This window comes from Klebsiella sp. CN_Kp073, from assembly GCF_040065495.2.
Classification (GTDB): domain Bacteria; phylum Pseudomonadota; class Gammaproteobacteria; order Enterobacterales; family Enterobacteriaceae; genus Klebsiella; species Klebsiella aerogenes.
In genome coordinates this window covers 2,742,926-2,761,413 of the sequence record NZ_CM198051.1, presented here as the reverse complement: position 1 = coordinate 2,761,413, position 18,488 = coordinate 2,742,926, and the positions used below count along the sequence as shown (strand labels likewise).

General features: G+C 55.9%; 20 protein-coding genes. 9 read left to right on the top strand and 11 right to left on the bottom strand.

Translation table 11 applies throughout. The features are described 5' to 3' along the window. Positions 1–194: 194 nt before the first annotated feature. From ABLV66_RS13330 to ABLV66_RS13315, 4 genes are all read left to right on the top strand, one after another. The gene (locus ABLV66_RS13330) at positions 195–329 is read left to right on the top strand and encodes a protein YdgV (RefSeq protein ID WP_463731291.1); all 135 of its coding nucleotides are present in this window, start codon (positions 195–197) and stop codon (positions 327–329) included. 115 nt (positions 330–444) lie between these two features. Further along, positions 445–807 (top strand): multidrug/spermidine efflux SMR transporter subunit MdtJ, encoded by a 363-nt coding sequence (gene mdtJ / locus ABLV66_RS13325; RefSeq protein ID WP_021463805.1) that lies wholly within the window; start codon positions 445–447, stop codon positions 805–807. Then, positions 794–1,123, top strand: a complete 330-nt coding sequence (mdtI, locus tag ABLV66_RS13320; RefSeq protein WP_045392324.1) for a multidrug/spermidine efflux SMR transporter subunit MdtI — start codon at positions 794–796, stop codon at positions 1,121–1,123. The genes mdtJ and mdtI overlap by 14 nt, the downstream gene beginning before the upstream one ends. Before the next feature lie 101 nt (positions 1,124–1,224). Beyond that, the gene (locus tag ABLV66_RS13315; protein WP_348877182.1) at positions 1,225–3,381 is read left to right on the top strand and encodes a putative bifunctional diguanylate cyclase/phosphodiesterase; all 2,157 of its coding nucleotides are present in this window, start codon (positions 1,225–1,227) and stop codon (positions 3,379–3,381) included. On the opposite strand, the gene ABLV66_RS13310 is transcribed toward ABLV66_RS13315, so the two are convergent. Beyond that, the gene (locus ABLV66_RS13310) at positions 3,382–4,194 is read right to left on the bottom strand and encodes a trypsin-like serine peptidase (protein WP_047042911.1); all 813 of its coding nucleotides are present in this window, start codon (positions 4,192–4,194) and stop codon (positions 3,382–3,384) included. It lies immediately after the preceding gene. A gap of 654 nt (positions 4,195–4,848) precedes the next feature. Between ABLV66_RS13310 and ABLV66_RS13305 the strand changes: the two genes are divergently transcribed. Next, on the top strand, positions 4,849–5,106 hold the full coding sequence (locus ABLV66_RS13305; protein ID WP_052667954.1) for a hypothetical protein: 258 nt from the start codon (positions 4,849–4,851) through the stop codon (positions 5,104–5,106). A 6-nt stretch (positions 5,107–5,112) separates the two neighbouring features. Here the strand turns inward: ABLV66_RS13305 and ydgU are convergent, their stop codons facing one another. The 3 genes from ydgU to ABLV66_RS13290 form a co-directional block, all read right to left on the bottom strand. After that, complete coding sequence (ydgU, locus tag ABLV66_RS13300; RefSeq protein ID WP_095103248.1) at positions 5,113–5,196, bottom strand: small membrane protein YdgU; 84 nt, start codon at positions 5,194–5,196, stop codon at positions 5,113–5,115. Positions 5,197–5,264: 68 nt separating this feature from the next. Then, positions 5,265–5,684, bottom strand: a complete 420-nt coding sequence (asr, locus tag ABLV66_RS13295) for an acid resistance repetitive basic protein Asr (RefSeq protein ID WP_045392316.1) — start codon at positions 5,682–5,684, stop codon at positions 5,265–5,267. 171 nt (positions 5,685–5,855) lie between these two features. Next, a complete protein-coding gene (locus ABLV66_RS13290) occupies positions 5,856–7,343 on the bottom strand; it encodes a carboxypeptidase M32 (RefSeq protein WP_316422224.1) in 1,488 nt (495 codons plus the stop codon). 194 nt (positions 7,344–7,537) lie between these two features. On the opposite strand from ABLV66_RS13290, the gene ABLV66_RS13285 reads away from it, so the two are divergent. Continuing rightward, positions 7,538–7,630: a KPN_01571 family protein gene (locus ABLV66_RS13285; protein ID WP_020078946.1), complete on the top strand. Its 93-nt coding sequence runs from the start codon at positions 7,538–7,540 to the stop codon at positions 7,628–7,630. A gap of 35 nt (positions 7,631–7,665) precedes the next feature. Here the strand turns inward: ABLV66_RS13285 and ynfM are convergent, their stop codons facing one another. After that, positions 7,666–8,916: a multidrug efflux MFS transporter YnfM/SxtP(Kp) gene (gene ynfM, locus ABLV66_RS13280; protein WP_045392312.1), complete on the bottom strand. Its 1,251-nt coding sequence runs from the start codon at positions 8,914–8,916 to the stop codon at positions 7,666–7,668. A gap of 131 nt (positions 8,917–9,047) precedes the next feature. On the opposite strand from ynfM, the gene ynfL reads away from it, so the two are divergent. The 3 genes from ynfL to bioD all read left to right on the top strand — a co-directional run bounded on the left by ynfL (position 9,048) and on the right by bioD (position 12,118). Next, a complete protein-coding gene (gene ynfL / locus ABLV66_RS13275) occupies positions 9,048–9,950 on the top strand; it encodes a multidrug efflux transcriptional activator YnfL/SxtR(Kp) (RefSeq protein WP_047077732.1) in 903 nt (300 codons plus the stop codon). A gap of 124 nt (positions 9,951–10,074) precedes the next feature. Further along, entirely contained in the window at positions 10,075–11,295 is a 1,221-nt protein-coding gene (mlc, locus tag ABLV66_RS13270; RefSeq protein WP_348877183.1) for a sugar metabolism global transcriptional regulator Mlc, read from the top strand. A 127-nt stretch (positions 11,296–11,422) separates the two neighbouring features. Next, a complete protein-coding gene (gene bioD / locus ABLV66_RS13265) occupies positions 11,423–12,118 on the top strand; it encodes a dethiobiotin synthase (protein WP_045392306.1) in 696 nt (231 codons plus the stop codon). Here bioD and clcB read toward each other — a convergent pair. The 6 genes from clcB to ABLV66_RS13235 form a co-directional block, all read right to left on the bottom strand. After that, on the bottom strand, positions 12,071–13,366 hold the full coding sequence (gene clcB / locus ABLV66_RS13260; RefSeq protein ID WP_047042925.1) for a voltage-gated ClC-type chloride channel ClcB: 1,296 nt from the start codon (positions 13,364–13,366) through the stop codon (positions 12,071–12,073). The genes bioD and clcB overlap by 48 nt on opposite strands. A 101-nt stretch (positions 13,367–13,467) precedes the next feature. Beyond that, on the bottom strand, positions 13,468–14,076 hold the full coding sequence (gene dmsD / locus ABLV66_RS13255) for a Tat proofreading chaperone DmsD (protein WP_045392302.1): 609 nt from the start codon (positions 14,074–14,076) through the stop codon (positions 13,468–13,470). Positions 14,077–14,118: 42 nt separating this feature from the next. Then, on the bottom strand, positions 14,119–14,976 hold the full coding sequence (locus ABLV66_RS13250) for a DmsC/YnfH family molybdoenzyme membrane anchor subunit (RefSeq protein ID WP_289576384.1): 858 nt from the start codon (positions 14,974–14,976) through the stop codon (positions 14,119–14,121). A gap of 1 nt (position 14,977) precedes the next feature. Further along, positions 14,978–15,595, bottom strand: a complete 618-nt coding sequence (locus tag ABLV66_RS13245; RefSeq protein WP_289576382.1) for a DMSO/selenate family reductase complex B subunit — start codon at positions 15,593–15,595, stop codon at positions 14,978–14,980. Positions 15,596–15,605: 10 nt separating this feature from the next. Continuing rightward, the gene (gene ynfE / locus ABLV66_RS13240; protein WP_348877184.1) at positions 15,606–18,041 is read right to left on the bottom strand and encodes a selenate/tellurate reductase subunit YnfE; all 2,436 of its coding nucleotides are present in this window, start codon (positions 18,039–18,041) and stop codon (positions 15,606–15,608) included. A gap of 148 nt (positions 18,042–18,189) precedes the next feature. Further along, positions 18,190–18,462 (bottom strand): DUF1161 domain-containing protein, encoded by a 273-nt coding sequence (locus ABLV66_RS13235; RefSeq protein ID WP_045394628.1) that lies wholly within the window; start codon positions 18,460–18,462, stop codon positions 18,190–18,192. Positions 18,463–18,488 lie beyond the last annotated feature (26 nt).

Here is an 18,488-nt window from a genome sequence, read left to right as displayed (position 1 = left end):
TTCCTTACGGTAAAGATGAAAACGTCCTTGATCATAGCGACTTTGCTATACACGTTTATGATGGAGATCAGTTTGAGAAAATACTAATTGAAATCGCGCCTTAGACGTAAAGAATTGCAAAGACTTTGAGTTAATATTAACACTATGGTACAAATTTACTTGTGTTTAACTACCGAGGACAATTTTTTTCCGCAATGACGAGAAGCAACACCGCGGATAATTGTAATTTTATGAACAATCAGTTCAGTCTTTATTTTTCGACTCATCACGCATTACCTTTCATCCTTTCCCGATTTGCTGGCGAACAGCACTGGCGCTCCGCGCTATAGTCCCATTCTCTCTGCCTGAGCTGGCGCACCGCGCACGGCTAAAACTACGTCAGAATTTTTTCGGTTTACCTTCGTAAGCCGTCATGGATTGTATTCTCAAGCAGGAGAAGGGATTATGTTTTATTGGATTTTATTAGCCTTAGCTATCGTTGCTGAAATAACCGGCACGCTGTCTATGAAATGGGCAAGCGTCAGCGGCGGTCATACGGGCTATATTTTAATGCTGGCAATGATTGCGCTTTCATATATTTTCCTGGCCTTCGCCGTTAAAAAGATTGCTCTCGGTGTGGCGTATGCGCTATGGGAAGGTATCGGTATTCTGTTGATTACCGTATTTAGCGTGCTGCTGTTCGATGAAAGCCTGTCTATCGTAAAACTGGCCGGGCTGGCAACGCTGGTCGCGGGTATTGTGCTGATTAAGTCCGGCACAAAGAAAGCGGTGAAACAGCGTGAGGAGACAGCTCATGCAACAGTTTGAGTGGATTCACGGCGCCTGGCTGGCGCTGGCTATCGTACTGGAAATTACCGCGAACGTATTTCTGAAATTTTCCGACGGTTTTCGTCGTAAAATCTACGGTATCCTGTCGCTGGCGGCGGTGTTAGGGGCTTTTAGCGCTCTTTCGCAGGCGGTAAAAGGTATCGATCTTTCCGTCGCTTATGCGTTGTGGGGAGGGTTTGGGATCGCGGCGACTATCGCCGCCGGTTGGATCCTCTTTGGACAACGCCTTAACCATAAAGGCTGGGTTGGCGTCGTGCTGCTGGTAGCCGGCATGGTATTGATAAAACTGGCTTGATATGATGCCGCCTGCGTAAGCTGGCGGCAAATTCTGTCCTCTGTATTACGCTTAAAAAGCAGATTCGGCCTGGTTTCGGTAGGCCGCTATGAGGACAGCGCATGATCCCTTTGCCAGGCTGGCGGAATATTCCCTCTGCCAAAATTCTTTCTGTACTGGTCTTTTTCGCCGGCCTGGGGCTGGTGGTCTCCGTTATTTCTCTTTTCTATTTGTCACAACACCTGGTCAGTATAAAAACCAATGAAATTGATAAGCACCGTTCGATGCTCTCGGTGCAAGGGGCCGTACAGACATCGGTCAATCGGGTGTTGTCTTTGGTATTGGATAATTCGATTTGGGATGATGCGGTTAAACAAACCTATACGCCCCATCTTGACCCACTCTGGCTGTATGATTCGTGGGGGGCGGGTTTTAAGATTAATAATCTCTACGACGGGACCTTTATCCTGGATGAAAACTATCGGATCCTGTGGGGCGCTTTTCGCAGCGAGCCATTTACCGAACCCGATATTGGTTTTTTTGGCAGCGGGCTGCAAGCCCTTATCGAGCAACACGCGAACACGCTGAGACGTGGTGAAAATGCCTTTGCTGGTATTACCCGCACCCGGGAGGGTATCGCGTTTGTGGGTATCGGCTTGATTCGCCCGACGATCGGCCGCTTACCGGTTTATGACAAGACCCGTCGCTATCTGGTTATTACCCGCCACATTAATCCGACCATGCTGGAAAACCTGGGGAATACTTTCCAGATTAATCGCCTGCATACGACGCAGCTCGCCGGCGAATACAGCGTACCATTGCGCACAGAAGGTGGGGAAACGCTGGCATATCTGAGCTGGCAACCGCGTCTTCCTGGCGCGGAGGCGGCGCGAGCCGCGTCAAACAGCATCAGGCTCATCGCCATTCTGGCGGCGAGTTTGATTCTGCTATTTATTCTGCTCAGTAGCCTGGGGTTATACAAACTGGCGCGCGGCGAACAGCAGGCGCGAAAAAATGCGTTAATCGATTGGCTGAGCCGTTTGCCGAACCGTCGGGCGCTGATTGAACGCTTAAATGCGATGGGCGAATGCGGCAAGAATGAAATGCAGAGCGTGGTATTTATCGATCTCGATGGCTTCAAAGACGTTAATGACAACTATGGCCATGATGTTGGCGACGCGCTAATCGCACGCATTGCCCGCGAATTACGCGACCGTGTTCCGGCGGGGGCGATGCTGGCGCGGATGGGCGGTGATGAATTCGCCATGACCGTCAGCGGTGAACAAGCGGTTAATCAGGCTTCCGCGTTTGCCTGGGCGGTGCTTGAGTTATTAAAAGCCCCTATTGAACTCAGCGAGCGCAAAATATACATCAGCGCCAGTATCGGTATTGCCAGCGGCGTACCGGCATTATGCTCCAGTACCGAGTTATTCCGCCGCGCCGACATGGCTATGTATCACGCGAAGAAGAGCGGTAAGGGGAGAGCGGCCTGGTACGATGATACCCTCAACGAAACGCGTCAGCACCAGTTGCACATTGAAAATAGTATCCGGGAAGGGCTGGAAAGGGGCGAATTTGACGTCTGGTATCAGCCGATCGTCAACGCCGAAACGCTGGCGATGGAAGGAGTTGAAGCGTTACTACGCTGGCCGCGGCGGCCTGAAGGCCCACTTGCGCCAGATGCTTTTATTTCTATCGCTGAAAGCAGTGGTTTGATCTACGCGCTAGGTCAATTTGCCTTATCGCAAGCCTGTTACGACTTACAACCGATGGGGGATTTGTTGCTTTCCGTCAATATTTCACCGGCGCAATTCCGTGACCCGGAATTCGAAACGCGGGTGGTCCAAACCCTGGGACGCTGTCAGTTTCCTGCTCGCCGCCTGCAGCTTGAAGTGACCGAAAGCTATGTACTGGAAAACCCGGAGCGCGCCCGCGTGGCTATCGAGAACCTGAAAGCGTTGGGTATCGCCGTCGCGCTGGATGATTTCGGCATTGGCTATTCCAGTATTGGTTATCTACGCAGCTGTCGTTTTGATAGCCTCAAGATTGATAAGTCGTTAGCCGGGGTGGTGGATGTCGACCCACAGGCGGCAGAACTGGTGCGCGGCACGGTACGTATCGCTAATGCGCTGGGGATCACCGTGGTTGCCGAAGGGGTAGAAACTCAGCAGCAGCTGGCGCTGCTGCGGCGGGCGGGATGCGATCGACTGCAGGGATTTTATTTCAGCCAACCGATGCCTATCGACTCATTGCTTCAACTGCGCCAGCAGCAGGGATAATTACTCTTTGGCCAGCGCTTCCAGCTTGTCGAGAAAACCGGTCACGGCAATGGCCCGGTTATCGGCGCGATAGCGATCTTTCGGCCCCGGCGCCGAGCTTTGCACTGCAATGACCTGCCAGCCGTTATCCGTTTTCAACAGCAGTGGAGAACCGCTGTCGCCCGGTAGCGTATCGCATTGATGCGATAACACCGACGTTTGCGCCCATCCCGTCACCAGACAATCCTGGTGGCTATAGAGGCTATCCAGATGATCTTCCGGGTAGCCGGATTGCGTCACTTTGCGGTCCGTGGCTTTTAGCGCCGCGGTCAGCGCTTCTTTATCACCACTAAAAACAGGAACAGGCGTAATACCGCCTGGCGCGTAGCGCAGGACGATCAGGCCAAAGTCCCAGGGGGCTGCGGAAGAGGGGACAATCCAGCCATCGCCGTCAGCTTTAAGCCGTTTGCCTAGCGATGGGTCGGTACGGCCGTCAATCCCGTGAATTTCATAGACCCAGTTGCCTTTACGCGAGATAAAACGCAACGCGACGGCCTTGTCCGGCTTGCCTTTCGGCGGCTGCAGCAAACAGTGACCGGCGGTGAGGGCCAGATGCGGAGAAATCAGCGTTGCGGTACACAGATTACCGCTGGCGGTTTCTAATTGACCGATGGCATCCCAGGGGGAACTGGCCGGATCGCTGACCGCTTTACGATCGTCATGGCCGAAAAAAAGCGTTTTGATATCTTTCGCGCTCATGCCGTCATCATCGGCGTGAGCAAACAGGGGAAATACACAAAACGAACACAGTAATAACAGTACGTCTCTACGCATATCACTCTCTGGGGAGATAATTATGTCTATTGAAAGTAGCAGGAGATTTAAGTTTATGAAAGTTAAGAATAATTTTTATTAAGCCAAACGGCAGATAAAACGACTCCTGAAGACATTTCATCTCTGCGAGAACCATGGTAATTCAGAGGGTTAACGCATAATCTCTGCTGTCGTCATTTCCGCAGAAAGCGGCGGGCAACGCAACATAATTCGTGTATCGGAACGTACGTAAAGCGCGGGAAAAATAATCACTTTGCCTTGCAGGACATTCGTAAAGCGCAATTTTTAGCGGGCGTTTTAGTTGCCTGAAGTACGCAAAAGTTCATCGTCATTGGCGTTTTTTTACCATCTTCTCAATTATTTTCACTACGAAACATTTTCTCACTGTAAACATTGTTTTCGCCGGTTCCCATTGAGTGAAATGTGAGGTTGACCCGGCCATCATAAGCACAAGGTCATTTCCCGCAGTGGGAGGGTGTATGTCTAAACAAGGTATTCGCGCGTTAGTTTATGTTTCGTTAGTTTCAATTTTTATGTGGGGAGCGATGGGTTATCTCGTGATTGAGGCGGTACATGCCCTGTAACGAGCCGCCAGCGCCGCTGAGGTGGCGTTGGCTATAATATCTGCCAGTGAATGCAGAACTGGCGGACATGATGACTATCGATGAGACGCAATTACGGGCGGTGATTACAGGAGCGAAAACCGAAGTGTCGGCCGCTGAATTGGCGGTGGAGTTGCTGGCGGCGCGGCAAAAAATTAGCGAGCTGGAACGTCAACTGGCGACGCCGATTCGCTTGCCTTTCTCCAGCGCGAGCCCGGTATGTGAAATTGAAGCGGGATATGCTGCAGGAGTCAGCGATTGCCGTCAGGCTATTCGTGAAGCCGGTTTTCCCATTGAGGGGGAAGATTAGCGGCGCCTAATAGAGGAAAAAGCGGGTTGCCACTAGCGCGCAGATTATCAGCAGTATCAGGATGAGCTCAAAACGATAACGTCGCAGCATAGCGCTCTCCAGAAAAAAACGGCGCTGAAACAGCGCCGATTTATACAAGACCAGACTAACCGGAAAGATTATGCAGCCGGCTGAGCAGCAGGTTTAGCTGCGGTGTGTTTAGTGGTTTTGTGGTGTTTTTTGGCAGCCTGAGCTTTCTGCGCTACTGGTTTAGCGGCAGTTTTGTGGTGCTTTTTGGCAGCCTGAGCTTTCTGCGCAGCCGGTTTAGTGGCGGCTTTGTGGTGTTTTTTCGCTGCCTGAGCTTTTTGCTCTACAGCAGGTTTTGCCGCGGCTTTTTTGTGTTTCTTGGCAGCCTGGGCTTTCTGTTCTGCAGCTGGTTTGGCGGCAGCTTTGTGATGTTTTTTATGGTGAGTGGTCTTGGCAGTGGTGCTGTGAGTTGCAGCAGCAGGTGCCTGAGTGGTGCTTACTGCATCAGCAGCGAAAGCAGCGGAAGACAGACCCATAGCAGCGGCAACGACCAGAGCTAATACTTTTTTCATTCTGATATCCTCGAAAAGGTTTCTTCATTTCAACCCCACTGCGGGGCCGTTGAAGTAACTATATGCTTGTCTTTTCGAGCTTTCCGTGAGTGTTTGGTATCGGCGTGTAACCGTTTGTACAATACGAGCAAGGCGGGGGTAAAGCGCCGGAGCAGGCCCCGGCGCGCAGGCTTAGAGATAACGGGCGGTAAGGTGCTGGCGGAAATACTCGCTGTTGAGATCTTCACCGGTGGCATTCTTAATCAGCTGCGAAGTGGTAAAGCGGCTGCCGTGTTGCCAGATATTTTGCCGCAACCAGTCGAACAGGGCGTTAAAATCGCCGCCGGCGATATCCTGTGCGAGATTCGGTAGCGCGCGTCTGGCGGCCGCCATCAGCTGTGCGGCGTACATCGCCCCCAGCGTATAAGAAGGGAAATAGCCGAAACCGCCATCGGTCCAGTGAATATCCTGCATACAGCCGTCACGATAGTTGCCGAGGGTCGAAATACCCAGCCAGCTCTGCATTTTCTCATCCCACAGGGCCGGAATATCGTCTACTTCAATATCGCCGTCGATCAGCGCCCGCTCGATTTCATAGCGCAGAATGACGTGCGCCGGGTAGCTGACTTCGTCGGCATCGACGCGAATGAAGCCCGGCTTCACGCGCTGGTTCCAGGCGATAAAGTTTTCCGCGCTGAACGCCGGCTGGTCGCCAAAGCGCTGACGCACGGCGGGCAGCAGGCGGTTGAGGAAGGCTTCGCTGCGGCCAAGCTGCATTTCGAAGAACAGACTCTGAGATTCGTGAATCGCCGTTGAGCGAGCCAGCCCAACCGGCTGATCGACCCAGTTACGCGGGAGGTTCTGTTCATAGCGAGCGTGGCCGGTTTCGTGGATCACGCCAAATAGCGCGCTGAGCAGATCGTTTTCGTTATAGCGGGTGGTGATCCGGACGTCCTCTGGCACGCCGCCGCAGAAGGGGTGTGCGCTAATATCCAGACGCCCGCCGTCAAAATCAAAGCCTAAAACCCGCATCGCTTCCAGGCCCAGCTCACGCTGATCGGCGATGGCGAAGGGCCCCTGTGGCTCGAGCAGCGTCTTCTGCGCTTGCTTATCGACGACGTTTGCCAGCAGCGACGGCAGCCAGGATTTCAGATCGGCGAATAGCACGTCAAGACGCGCGCTGGTCATGTCGGGTTCAAAAATATCCAGTAGGGCGTCGTAGCGGGAACACCCTTTCGCTTCGGCTCGGATTTGCGCCTCTTCGCGACTGAGCTTAACGACTTCGCACAGGTTTTCGGCAAATCCCTGCCAGTCGTTAGCCGGACGCTGGCTGCGCCACGCGTGTTCGCAGCGGCTGCCGGCCAGTGATTTCGCCTCCACCAGGCTCTCCGGCAGTAGCGCCGCCTGCTGGTACTGTCGGGTCATTTCGCGCAGGTTAGCTTGCTCCAGATCGTTAAGATCTTCCTGCTGGGCGTGCCGCAGCCATTCGCCAACCTTCTTATCGGTCAAAATTTGGTGCTGCAGTACCCCGAGCTCCGCCAGCGCTTCGCCGCGCGCGCGGCTGCCGCCGGGCGGCATCATGGCGAACATATCCCAGCCGGCGATGGCGGCAAGGTGCGAGAAGCGGGAGAGCCGTTGGAAAGTGCGGGTGAGCTGCTGATAGTTGTTGTTTTCAGTCATAGTCTCTGCTGGCCTGTGGCGAGTGAAATAAATCTGTTGTCAGTGGGTACACTAGCGCGTCGGGGGGATTTGGTCGAGTCGTGGGCACGACATTTTGCGTGCGGCGAAAAATGCGCATGTGATGATTATAACGGACGGCGCGCCACGCCAGCGGCTACACTGATAACAGGCGCTGGCTGTCAGCGGAGGCGAGTATGAATCCGTTCACGTGGGTGTTTTTCGCACTGCTCTCTATGGATGCTCTCAGAGAACTGTTGGGGTTGCCGTCGGTGCTCGGGCTATGGTGAGCGGACGTGACCCGTAAGGTCACGTCGTTTAACGATTATTTCAGGCGGTTGTGCAAACAGGCGCCGGTCAGCAGCGCGGCCATTAACAGGAGCGCGATAAAGCCGCCGACGCCGTTCCAGCCGTAGTGATGCCAGAAGACTCCGCCCAGCGTCCCCGCAATACTGGAACCCAGATAGTAGCTGAACAGATATAGCGAAGAAGCCTGGCCGCGCGCGCGACGCGCCCGTGGGCCGATCCAACTGCTGGCGACCGAGTGCGCGGCAAAAAAGCCGGCAGAGAACAGCAACATGCCGATGAAAATTAGCCACAGCGGCGAGAATAGCGTCATCAGCAGGCCAAACAGCATCACCGCAATAAAGAACAGCATCACCGGTCCGCGGCCATAGCGCACCGTCAACGCGCCGGCTTTTGGCGAACTCCAGGTCCCGGTCAGGTAGGCGACCGACAGCAGACCGACCACCGCCTGGTTCAGTGACCACGGCGACATCATCAAGCGGTAGCCAATATAGTTAAACAGGGTCACAAATGCGCCCATCAGCAGGAAACCTTCGAGGAACAATAGCGGCAGGCCGCGATCGCGCCAGTGCAGATGGAAGTTAATCAGCAGCGTTTTCGGTTTCAACGAAATAGGGCGGAAGTGGCGCGACTCGGGAAGAATACGCCAGAACATGATTGCCGCCGCGAGGGCGAAGGCGCTTATCACCGCCAGCGCCACGCGCCAGCCGAAGAAATCGGTAAAGACCCCGGTGAGCAGGCGGCCGCTCATGCCGCCTATCGAGTTACCGCTGATATAAAGCCCCATTGAAAACGCCACCACGCTTGGGTGGATCTCCTCGCTGAGATAAGTCATCCCAACGGCGGCTACGCCGCTTAACGAAAGACCAATCAGCGCGCGCATGATCAGAATCCCGTGCCAACTGGTCATCATTGTTGATAAGAGGGAGCAGCACGCGGCCAGCAGTAACGCGGTGACCATCACCGGTTTACGGCCAATGGCATCCGACAGCGGGCCGGTAAATAGCAGGCCGACGGCGAGCATCGCGGTGGAAATCGATAACGAAATACTGCTGCTGGCGGGGCTTACGCCGAACTCGCCCGACAGCACCGGCAGAATGGGCTGCACGCAGTAAAGCAGGGCGAAGGTTGCCAGTCCGGCGGAAAACAGCGCCAGGGTGACGCGGATAAACGCCGGGGTACCGCGTTTAATAAATTGATTTGGCTGGTTTACCGCCTTATCACCGGCGCTGCTCGCCGGCGCGGTGCCGGCGGTTGTTGTGTTACTCACGGAGAATTCCTTGCTTATATACAGCTGGATTACAAACAAACTGATGTGACCATTCAGCTCACATTTTTAGGGTATAAAATTGTAAATATTCCGTCTAATATATTAATAATCTCAAATAAGATGTTTTAAATATGAATATCGAGCTGCGTCATTTGCGTTACTTCGTCGCCGTGGCGGAAGAGCTACATTTTGGCCGTGCGGCGGCGCGCCTCAACATCTCTCAGCCGCCGTTAAGCCAGCAGATTCAGATTCTCGAACAGCAAATTGGCGCGCGACTGTTTGCCCGCACTAACCGCAGCGTCAGCCTGACGGCGGCAGGGAAGCAATTTCTCGCCGATAGCCGACAAATTCTGACGCAAGTTGAAGATGCCGCCGCCCGTGCCGGGCGCCTGCATCACGGCGAAACCGGTGAACTGCGCATTGGTTTCACCTCATCTGCGCCATTTATCAAAGCGGTTTCCGATACGCTATCCACTTTTCGCCGTCGCTTTCCCGATGTCCATATCCAGACTCGCGAAACCAATACCCGCGAACAGATAGTGCCGTTAACTGAAGGGGCGCTTGACCTTGGCCTGATGCGCAACACGCAGCTGCCGGATACGTTGTGCTGGGAAAAAGTGCTGCGCGAACCGCTACTGGCGATGGTGCCCAGCGATCATCCTCTGGCCCGTCAGCAGGCGGTCAGTCTGCTTGAGCTGGCGCGCGAGCCGTTTGTCTTTTTCGACCCGCACGTTGGTACCGGCCTGTATGACGATATTCTTGGGCTGATGCGCCGCTACGGTACCGCGCCGGTTATCACCCAGGAGGTCGGCGAGGCCATGACCATCATCGGCCTGGTGGCTTCTGGTCTTGGGGTATCAATCCTACCGGCCTCGTTTAAGCGGGTGCAGTTGAATGAAATGCGCTGGTTGCCGATTAGTGAACCCGATGCGGTGTCGGAAATGTGGCTGGTGTGGGCCAAACATCGCGAACAGGGGCTGGCGGCGCAGCGTTTTCGCGATTATCTACTCGCCGCCGCCGCGTTAGCAAAATGAGACAAAAAAGACCCAAAAACGTGCGGTAAATCACAAGGCTAAGTAAAAATTTGACGTGTACCATCGAAGTGCTTCACCATAGCCGAAAGTTTATTTCGAAGCGCGAAAATAAAGGGAGTCAACGGTGGTAGCGGACAGTCAACCAGGCCATATCGATCAAATAAAGCAGACCAACGCAGGAGCCGTGTATCGCCTGATTGATCAGCTTGGCCCGGTGTCGCGTATCGACCTTTCCCGATTTGCGCAACTGGCGCCGGCCAGCATTACCAAAATTGTTCGCGAGATGCTGGAAGCGCATCTGGTGCAGGAGACCGAAATCCAGGAGCCGGGGAGCCGCGGCCGCCCGGCGGTCGGGCTGATGGTTGAAACGGAAGCCTGGCATTATTTGTCGTTGCGCATCAGCCGGGGGGAGATTCATCTGGCGCTGCGCGATCTCAGCAGCAAACTGGTGGTGGAAGAACAACTGGAACTGCCGCTGCAGCATGCGCAACCGCTGCTGACGCGGATCATCGAGCATATCGACCAGTTTTTTATTCGCCATCAGCACAAGCTCGAGCGCCTTACCGCTATCGCCATCACCTTGCCAGGGATCATCGATACTGAAAACGGCATCATTCACCGGATGCCATTTTACGACGATGTGAAAGACATGCCGCTTGGCGAAACGCTGGCTAATCACACCGGGGTGTCGGTCTATATTCAGCACGATATCAGCGCCTGGACCATGGCCGAATCGTTGTTTGGCGCGTCACGCGGGGCGCGTGACGTCATCCAGGTGGTGATCGACCACAACGTCGGCGCTGGCGTCATTACCGATGGCCGCCTGCTGCATGCCGGTAGTAGTAGCCTGGTGGAGATCGGCCATACCCAGGTCGACCCTTATGGTAAACGCTGCTACTGCGGCAATCACGGCTGCCTGGAAACCATCGCCAGCATCGAAAGTGTGCTGGAACTGGCGCAGATGCGCATGGCAAAATCGATGAGCTCGATGCTGCATCAGCAGCAGTTGAGCGTTGAATGGTTATGCCTGGCGGCGCAGCAGGGTGATTTACTGGCGCGGGATATCATTACCGGTGTTGGTACGCACGTGGGGCGTATTCTGGCCATTATGGTTAACCTGTTTAATCCACAAAAAATCCTTATCGGTTCGCCGTTCAACCAGGCATCCGATATTTTGTTTCCGGCAATTTCTGACTGTATTCGGCAACAGGCGCTGCCAGCATATAGTCGTCATATTGCGGTTGAGAGCACCCAGTTCTCAAACCGCGGCACGATGGCTGGCGCGGCTCTGGTGAAAGACGCCCTCTATAACGGATCGCTCCTTATCCGACTGTTACAGGGTTAACATTTTTTCATAGTCGCACCAAAAATTGCGCTATCTCAATCTGGGCCCCGACGGCTTCGCGTAGACTTTTCCCACTGTTGATTATTTCTCTTATGTATCTTTCGTATAGACAACTTTGGGGTTAGTGATGTTTAAGCGTTTCTTTATAACAGGTACTGACACTGCTGTCGGGAAGACGGTAGTTTCCCGCGCGTTGCTGCAGGCACTTGCTGCCAGCGGTAAAAGCGTCGCCGGGTATAAGCCTGTGGCGAAGGGCAGCAAAGAGACGCCGGACGGACTGCGTAATAAAGACGCGCTGGTATTACAGAGCGTGTCGACGTTGTCGCTGCCGTATGATGCTGTCAATCCCATCGCGTTAAGCGAAGAAGAAAGCAGCGTGGCGCACAGCTGCCCGATCAACTACGGTTTACTCAGCGACGGGCTGCAGCAGCTCAGCGGCAGGGTCGATCATGTCGTAGTGGAAGGTACCGGCGGCTGGCGCAGCCTGATGAACGATTTACGCCCGCTCTCCGAGTGGGTGGTACAGGAACAACTGCCGGTAGTGCTGGTGGTGGGTATTCAGGAAGGGTGTATCAACCATGCCCTGTTGACCGCTCAGGCGGTGGCTAACGACGGTTTGCCATTAATCGGCTGGGTCGCCAACCGCATTAATCCTGGTCTTGCGCACTACGCTGAAATCATTGATGTACTGAGCAAAAAGCTACCCGCGCCGCTTATTGGCGAGCTGCCTTATCTGCCGCGCGCCGAACAACGTGAACTCAGCCAGTATGTTGACTTAGACGTTCTCGGCAGCGTCATGGCGATAGATCGAATCCCGGCGTAACGTTCGCGACAGTACCGAGGCCAGTACGCAGGCGATCAATAAACCGGGCAGCAGCACATACTGCCCGGTCATCTCACAAATCATCAGCGTTGACATAATCGGCGCATGCGTTGTCGCGGCGAGAAACGCCGCCATCCCGGTTAACCCAATCATAATCGCCATGTTCTGATCGTTATCTAACCACAGCCCGCTAAAACTGGCGAACAGCATGCCCAGCGCCAGCCCGACGAAAAGCGTCGGGGTAAAGACGCCGCCCGGGGCGCCGGAGCCGCTGCTGGCCAGCACCGCCAACAGCTTACAGACAAAGACGATGATAATGACGCTAAATAGCGGCGGCGACAGCAGGTAGCTTTGCACCACACTATAACCGTTGCCCCACACCGCTGGGGTAATGAGCGATAACATGCCGACGATCAGTCCACCCATCGCCAGCTGCCACGGCGGTGACAGTTTCAGCCTCACGAAGCCACGGTGGCTGTAGTTCATCAGCCAGATAAATAGCGGCCCACACAGCCCGGCCAGCAGGCCGGTCGCCAGCATTAAAACGTAATGCAGCGCGTTAAGGTTTTGCTGAAAGACGACGTGGTACAGCGGCGCGGCGCCGCCGTTGAGCAGATTCGTTAGTAACAGGGCGATTACCGCCGAAATGACTACCGGGCCGAGCGAGGCCAGCATCAGAGTGCCAAAGAGGATTTCGGCGATAAACAGGCTACCCGCCAGCGGCGCATGATAGGCGCTGGCCATCCCGGCGGCGGCGCCGCAGGCGACCCACAGCTTCCATTCAGCGCGCGGGGTAAAGCGGCGGGCGAACAGCGAGGCGGCCAGCGCGGCCAGCAGGATCATGGCTCCTTCGCGGCCAATGGCGCTGCCGGTCACAACCACCAGCAGCGACGCCAGAGATTTCACGAGGCTTGCCGGCGTATCGAAACAACCATCGCCGGTTTCCAGCGCTTCCATGTAATCGGTCGGGGCGTGCGGACGCGACACGCTGCGCCGTTGCCATAACCACAGCAATGTCCCCGCGGCCAGTCCGCCAAGCGCTGGCGTCAGCAGCCGACGCCACCACGGCAGCGACTGTGCGGCGTTCACCAGGCTACCGCTATCGTTACCGAGAAATAATGTTTCCAGCACGACCATCGAGTGGCGAAACAGCGCCACGGCCAGCGCCGCAAAGATGCCGACGAGCGTGGCGATGAGCAGGCGACGGAACATCACCTGCACATCAGGATAGTTATGAAGACGGTGCATTAGCGGGCGTGAAATTGGGAGTCATGGCGTTATTGTGATAGGGAATAACCTTAGATGCAAAAGCTATAAGTGCCGCGCCGGGGATCGACGCGGCGGGTGAGTTAACGATACAGCTGCTTTTCTGCCACCGCGATGGGCAAATGTGCCTGCCAGTTAGCCAGCGTCGACTGCGCCAGTTGGCCCAGCGCCCGATAGAACGGATGCCCGGCGTTTTCCATAAAGACGCTCAGGAAACGCCCGGACCACGGCAGCAGATGCCAGGCCAGCAGTTGCGCAAACAACTCATCCTGATTTGTTTCGCACAGCCATGCAGCCAGCAGCAGCAAGGTGCCGAAGTGATCTTCGGGTTCGTTGCGCTCAAGAGCCAGCGCGATACCGCTGGCCCGCATCCATTCGCGCAGCGCAAGCGTCGAGTCGCCGAATAACACCGACTCTTTATCCAGCCACACCGAGCCCCACGGCGGAGCGGGCAGCGCCCATGGGCCGATAAACAGACGCTGCCAGGCTTGCGGCAGCGTCTCGTCGCTGCTGGCGGCGAATTCCATTGCCAGTGAATCGGAGACCGGGAACGGCCACTGCGGCTGCCAGCTACCATCGAGAAAAGCGGCGACCAGCGGCGCGTTTTGCTCGCTGTCCGGTACAAAAGAGAACAGCGCGCCCAGCGTACGGGCGCTTAGTGCGACGGCGTCGCGATTTGGGATCTGCATCATTACCCTATTCCTTACTGCGGCGCGCACAGGCGCGCCGTCTCGTTAACCCGCAACCGCCATACCTACGGTCATATGCAGGCCATAAAACAGGCCGCGGCCTATACACTCCGCGACTAAAACCATTATCAGCCCGATCAATAACCCGGCGGCGCGCGGCGGCTGGCGGCGGAGAAGCGGACACAGCCAGCAGCCGAGACCGAGCGCCAGCAGGATCAGCCGTAGAACCTGCAGTCTGCCGTAATCCGGAAGAAGGGCATTCGCCTGTTGTACTGAACTGTGGATCGTGCCGAGGTCAGCGCTTTGCAAGACAACAACGGCCACGCTGATGATGAGGGCGGCAACGCTAATCGCGGCAAAAAACCAGCCGTTGAAGTCAACTTTCGCCAGCTTCAGCAGCAGGGCGGCGAACAGCGGCCCGCTGAGTAGTACCGTCAGGAAGAACGCGCTGGTAGTGTAGCCATTATACCACGTCGGCACGGTGTCAATTTGGTAGACGCGGGTCATCGCCATCACAAACAGCAGTCCCAGTAGCATGGTGAGAAACAACCAGATTTTGCCGAGCGCCGCCGGCATTTTTCCTGGCACCGCCAGTAGCCACCAGAATCCGCCAACGGCGAAGAAGAGGGCGCCGCTGGCGATTTCATTACTGAGCGCTGAAGCGCCAACGCGGTTCAGTGAATTAAATGCGCGCAGCGGCGAGCCGAGATGGATTACGGAAGCGAGAAAACCTATTCCCATCAATAGCCAGATAAAGAACATGCTGCGCACCAGCCGCTCTCGCGCTTCGCGCTGACCGGAGAGCGACACCCAGCCCAGGCCGCTGACGATGACTGCGCCAGCGACGCATTGCCCCAGTACCGTAAACAGAACCAGCGGCCATTCATGCCATCCATTTCCCATTTCAGACCTCCTGCGGATTGGCCAGATAGCCGGTGGTATCGCCACACGGACGGCTGTTGACGTTAGGTTTTATCACAATGCTCGGCCTGGTGAAGTGCGCTGAAGGCAGAGGCGCCACGGCGGCCAGCTGGCCGTGTTTTTCCCGCAGTTCGCTAATCGGCCCGAAGTCCAGCGCGCGCAGCGGGCAGGACTCGACGCAAATCGGTTTCTTGCCTTGTGCGACACGCTCGTGACAGCCGTCGCATTTGGTCATATGCCCTTTAGCGGCGTTGTACTGCGGCGCGCCATACGGGCAGGCCATATGGCAGTAGCGACAGCCGATGCACACCTCTTCATTGACCACCACAAAACCGTCTTCGCGCTTGTGCATCGCCCCGCTCGGGCAGACCTTGGTGCACGCCGGGTCTTCGCAGTGGTTACAGGCGATAGAGAGGTAATAGGCGAAAACGTTCTGATTCCAGACGCCGTTGTCCTCCTGCCAGTCACCGCCGGCATACTCATAGATACGACGGAAGCTGACGTCCGGCGTCAGGTTCTTGTAGTCTTTACAGGCCAGCTCGCAGGTTTTGCAGCCGGTGCAACGGGCGGAATCGATAAAAAATCCGTATTGAGCGCTCATGGTTTACTCCTTAAACCTTCTCGATTTCGACCAGGTTGGTATGCTGCGGATTTCCCTTCGCCAGCGGTGAAGGCCGGTGGGTGGTGAGGGTATTCATGCAGGCGCCGTGGTCGACGCGATCGCCAGACATATTGGCATCGTGCCATGCCCCCTGACCCATCGCCGTCACCCCAGGCATAATACGCGGCGTGACCTTCGCCGGAATACGCAGTTCGCCGCGCTGATTAAAGACGCGCACCATGTCGCCGTTTTTAATCCCGCGTTTTTCGGCATCGAGAGGGTTAAGCCACACTTCCTGACGGCAGGCCGCTTGTAAGACATCGACGTTGCCGTAGCTGGAGTGGGTACGCGCCTTATAATGGAAGCCAAACATTTGCAGCGGGAACTGGCTGCGCAACGGATCGTCCCAGCCTTCAAAGGTGGAGGCATAGACCGGCAGCGGACTGATGACGTCGCCTTTTTCCAGCTCCCAGCGGGCGGCAATCTCGGCGAGGCGGCTGGAGTAAATCTCAATTTTGCCGGAGGGGGTTTTTAGCGGATGCGCTTCAGGATCGCGACGGAAATCGCGATAGGCGACGAAATGGCCGTTCGGGTCTTTACGCTTGTAGATGCCCATTTTTTTGAGCTCGTCATAGCCCGGCAGCGCCGGATCTTTAGCGACCATTTTGGCGTACAGGTACTGTAACCACTGCTCCTGAGTCCGGCCTTCGGTGAAGCGCTGATGCACGTCGTCGCCAAGGCGTTTTGCCACTTCACTTAGGATCCAGTAGATAGGTTTGCGTTCGAACTTCGCCGTGGTGGCGGGCTGGATGAAAATCAGATAGCCCATATTGCCGGCATAGTCGTTAGGAATGATATCTTCCTGTTCTACGGTCATCAGGTCCGGCAGCAGAATATCGGCATATTTTGCCGACGAGGTCATAAAGTTTTCAATAACCACGATCGTCGAGCATTTGCTCTCGTCCTGCAGGATATCGTGGGTTTTATTGATGTCGGAATGCTGGTTAATGATGGTGTTGCCAGCATAGTTCCACAGGAATTTGATGGGAACCGTCAGCTTCTCTTTGCCGCGCACGCCGTCGCGGGTGGCGGTCATCTCCGGCCCGCGGGCGATAGCGTCGGTCCAGCTAAAGCAGGAGATGGCGGTTTTTACCGGATTTTCCAGTACCGGCAGACGCTCAATGGTGATGGTATAGGTCGATTCTCGGGCGCCGCTGTTTCCGCCGTTGATGCCGACGTTGCCGGTTAAAATCGGCAGCATGGCGATAGCCCGCGCGGAGAGCTCGCCGTTCGCCTGGCGCTGCGGCCCCCAGCCCTGGCAGATATAGGCGGGTTTGGTCATACCGATTTCGCGCGCCAGTTTAATGATGCGATCGGCGGGAATACCGGTAATACGCGAGGCCCACTGCGGCGTCTTGGCGGTAGCGTCGTCCCCCTGGCCGAGAATATAGGCTTTATAGTGGCCGTTGGCCGGAGCATCGGCCGGCAAGGTTTTCTCATCGTAGCCGACGCAGTATTTATCGAGGAACGGCTGGTCTACCAGATTTTCATTAATCAATACCCAGGCGATACCGGCGACCAGCGCCGCATCGGTACCGGGACGAATGGGGATCCACTCATCTTCACGCCCGGCCGCGGTATCGGTATAGCGTGGGTCGATGACGATCATGCGGGCGTTGGAACGCTCGCGGGCCTGCTCCAGGTACCAGGTAATGCCGCCGCCGCTCATGCGGGTTTCCGCCGGGTTATTGCCGAACATTACCACCAGTTTACTGTTTTCAATATCCGAAGTGCTGTTACCGTCGTTGCTACCGTAGGTATAGGGCATGGCGCAGGCGATCTGCGCCGTACTGTAGGTGCCGTACTGGTTGAGCGATCCGCCGTAGCAGTTCATCAGCCGCATCACCGGCGAGGCGGAAGGGGAAGAGCGGGTCATATTGCCGCCGACAATCCCGGAAGAGTAGTTAATATAGACCGCTTCGTTGCCGTACTCTTTTACCACGCGTTTCAGACTTTCGGCGATGGTATCCAGCGCTTCGGTCCAACTAATGCGTTCGAATTTTCCTTCGCCGCGTTTGCCTACGCGTTTCATTGGGTAGTTAAGACGATCGGGGTGATTGATACGTCGGCGGATAGAACGCCCGCGCAGGCAGGCGCGAACCTGATGATCGCCGTAAATATCATGGCCGGTATTATCGGTCTCCACCCACACCACTTCGTTGTCGCGAACGTGCAGGCGCAGCGCGCAGCGGCTGCCGCAGTTAACCGAGCAGGCACCCCAGACGGTTTTTTCTTCTGCTCCGGTGGCTTGCTGCACGGCGGCGGCCGCGGCGCGTAGACTGAAAGGCAGCGACAGGCCGCCGGCGGCCAGGGCCAGGGAACCGATTGCTGAGGATTTTATGAGGGTGCGACGACTGACGCCGCCGGGATGTTCAGGGTTGGACATTGTGCTCACTCCATGATTTTTATTATGCGAAATGCCGCTGGCAACCGCAGGATTGCTGGCGCATGGGTGAGGAATAATACTTAAATAGGGGTAGGTGAATCTTATCTCCGGTCAACCAGAGATAAGATCCTTCACTCGAAAGCGGCGGTTATTGCCCGTCTGAATCGGTCGCCGTCGCGTCGCCGTTGCGGGTATAGATTATCTTGAAGGTGTCGTTAGCGCAGTGGCCAACCACCTGAGCGCCGGGCTGGTCAGGCTGATCGTTCGGTACAATGGCCAGGCTAAAACCAGAAGCCGGAACGCCGTTGTTGATGATCTTTTGCTGGATCTCGCCCTTTACCCGCTCGCAGGAGTCCGGCGCTGCCAGTGCGGATGCCGAACCCAGCAGCAGGGCCGCGCACAACCATGGGGATAGTTTCATCATAAGCTCCTTATTGATGTCATCCA

Coding starts and splice junctions, on each gene's coding strand:
- clcB (WP_047042925.1), bottom strand. CDS start 13,366: ATGCACCGTCTTCATAACTATCCTGATGTGCAGGTGATGTTCCGTCGC.
- ABLV66_RS13305 (WP_052667954.1), top strand. CDS start 4,849: ATGACTATCGATGAGACGCAATTACGGGCGGTGATTACAGGAGCGAAA.
- ynfE (WP_348877184.1), bottom strand. CDS start 18,041: ATGTCCAACCCTGAACATCCCGGCGGCGTCAGTCGTCGCACCCTCATA.
- ABLV66_RS13290 (WP_316422224.1), bottom strand. CDS start 7,343: ATGACTGAAAACAACAACTATCAGCAGCTCACCCGCACTTTCCAACGG.
- ydgU (WP_095103248.1), bottom strand. CDS start 5,196: ATGCTGCGACGTTATCGTTTTGAGCTCATCCTGATACTGCTGATAATC.
- asr (WP_045392316.1), bottom strand. CDS start 5,684: ATGAAAAAAGTATTAGCTCTGGTCGTTGCCGCTGCTATGGGTCTGTCT.
- ABLV66_RS13310 (WP_047042911.1), bottom strand. CDS start 4,194: ATGCGTAGAGACGTACTGTTATTACTGTGTTCGTTTTGTGTATTTCCC.
- ynfL (WP_047077732.1), top strand. CDS start 9,048: ATGAATATCGAGCTGCGTCATTTGCGTTACTTCGTCGCCGTGGCGGAA.
- mdtJ (WP_021463805.1), top strand. CDS start 445: ATGTTTTATTGGATTTTATTAGCCTTAGCTATCGTTGCTGAAATAACC.
- ABLV66_RS13285 (WP_020078946.1), top strand. CDS start 7,538: ATGAATCCGTTCACGTGGGTGTTTTTCGCACTGCTCTCTATGGATGCT.
- ABLV66_RS13250 (WP_289576384.1), bottom strand. CDS start 14,976: ATGGGAAATGGATGGCATGAATGGCCGCTGGTTCTGTTTACGGTACTG.
- ABLV66_RS13330 (WP_463731291.1), top strand. CDS start 195: ATGACGAGAAGCAACACCGCGGATAATTGTAATTTTATGAACAATCAG.
- ABLV66_RS13235 (WP_045394628.1), bottom strand. CDS start 18,462: ATGAAACTATCCCCATGGTTGTGCGCGGCCCTGCTGCTGGGTTCGGCA.
- ABLV66_RS13315 (WP_348877182.1), top strand. CDS start 1,225: ATGATCCCTTTGCCAGGCTGGCGGAATATTCCCTCTGCCAAAATTCTT.
- bioD (WP_045392306.1), top strand. CDS start 11,423: ATGTTTAAGCGTTTCTTTATAACAGGTACTGACACTGCTGTCGGGAAG.
- mdtI (WP_045392324.1), top strand. CDS start 794: ATGCAACAGTTTGAGTGGATTCACGGCGCCTGGCTGGCGCTGGCTATC.
- dmsD (WP_045392302.1), bottom strand. CDS start 14,076: ATGATGCAGATCCCAAATCGCGACGCCGTCGCACTAAGCGCCCGTACG.
- ABLV66_RS13245 (WP_289576382.1), bottom strand. CDS start 15,595: ATGAGCGCTCAATACGGATTTTTTATCGATTCCGCCCGTTGCACCGGC.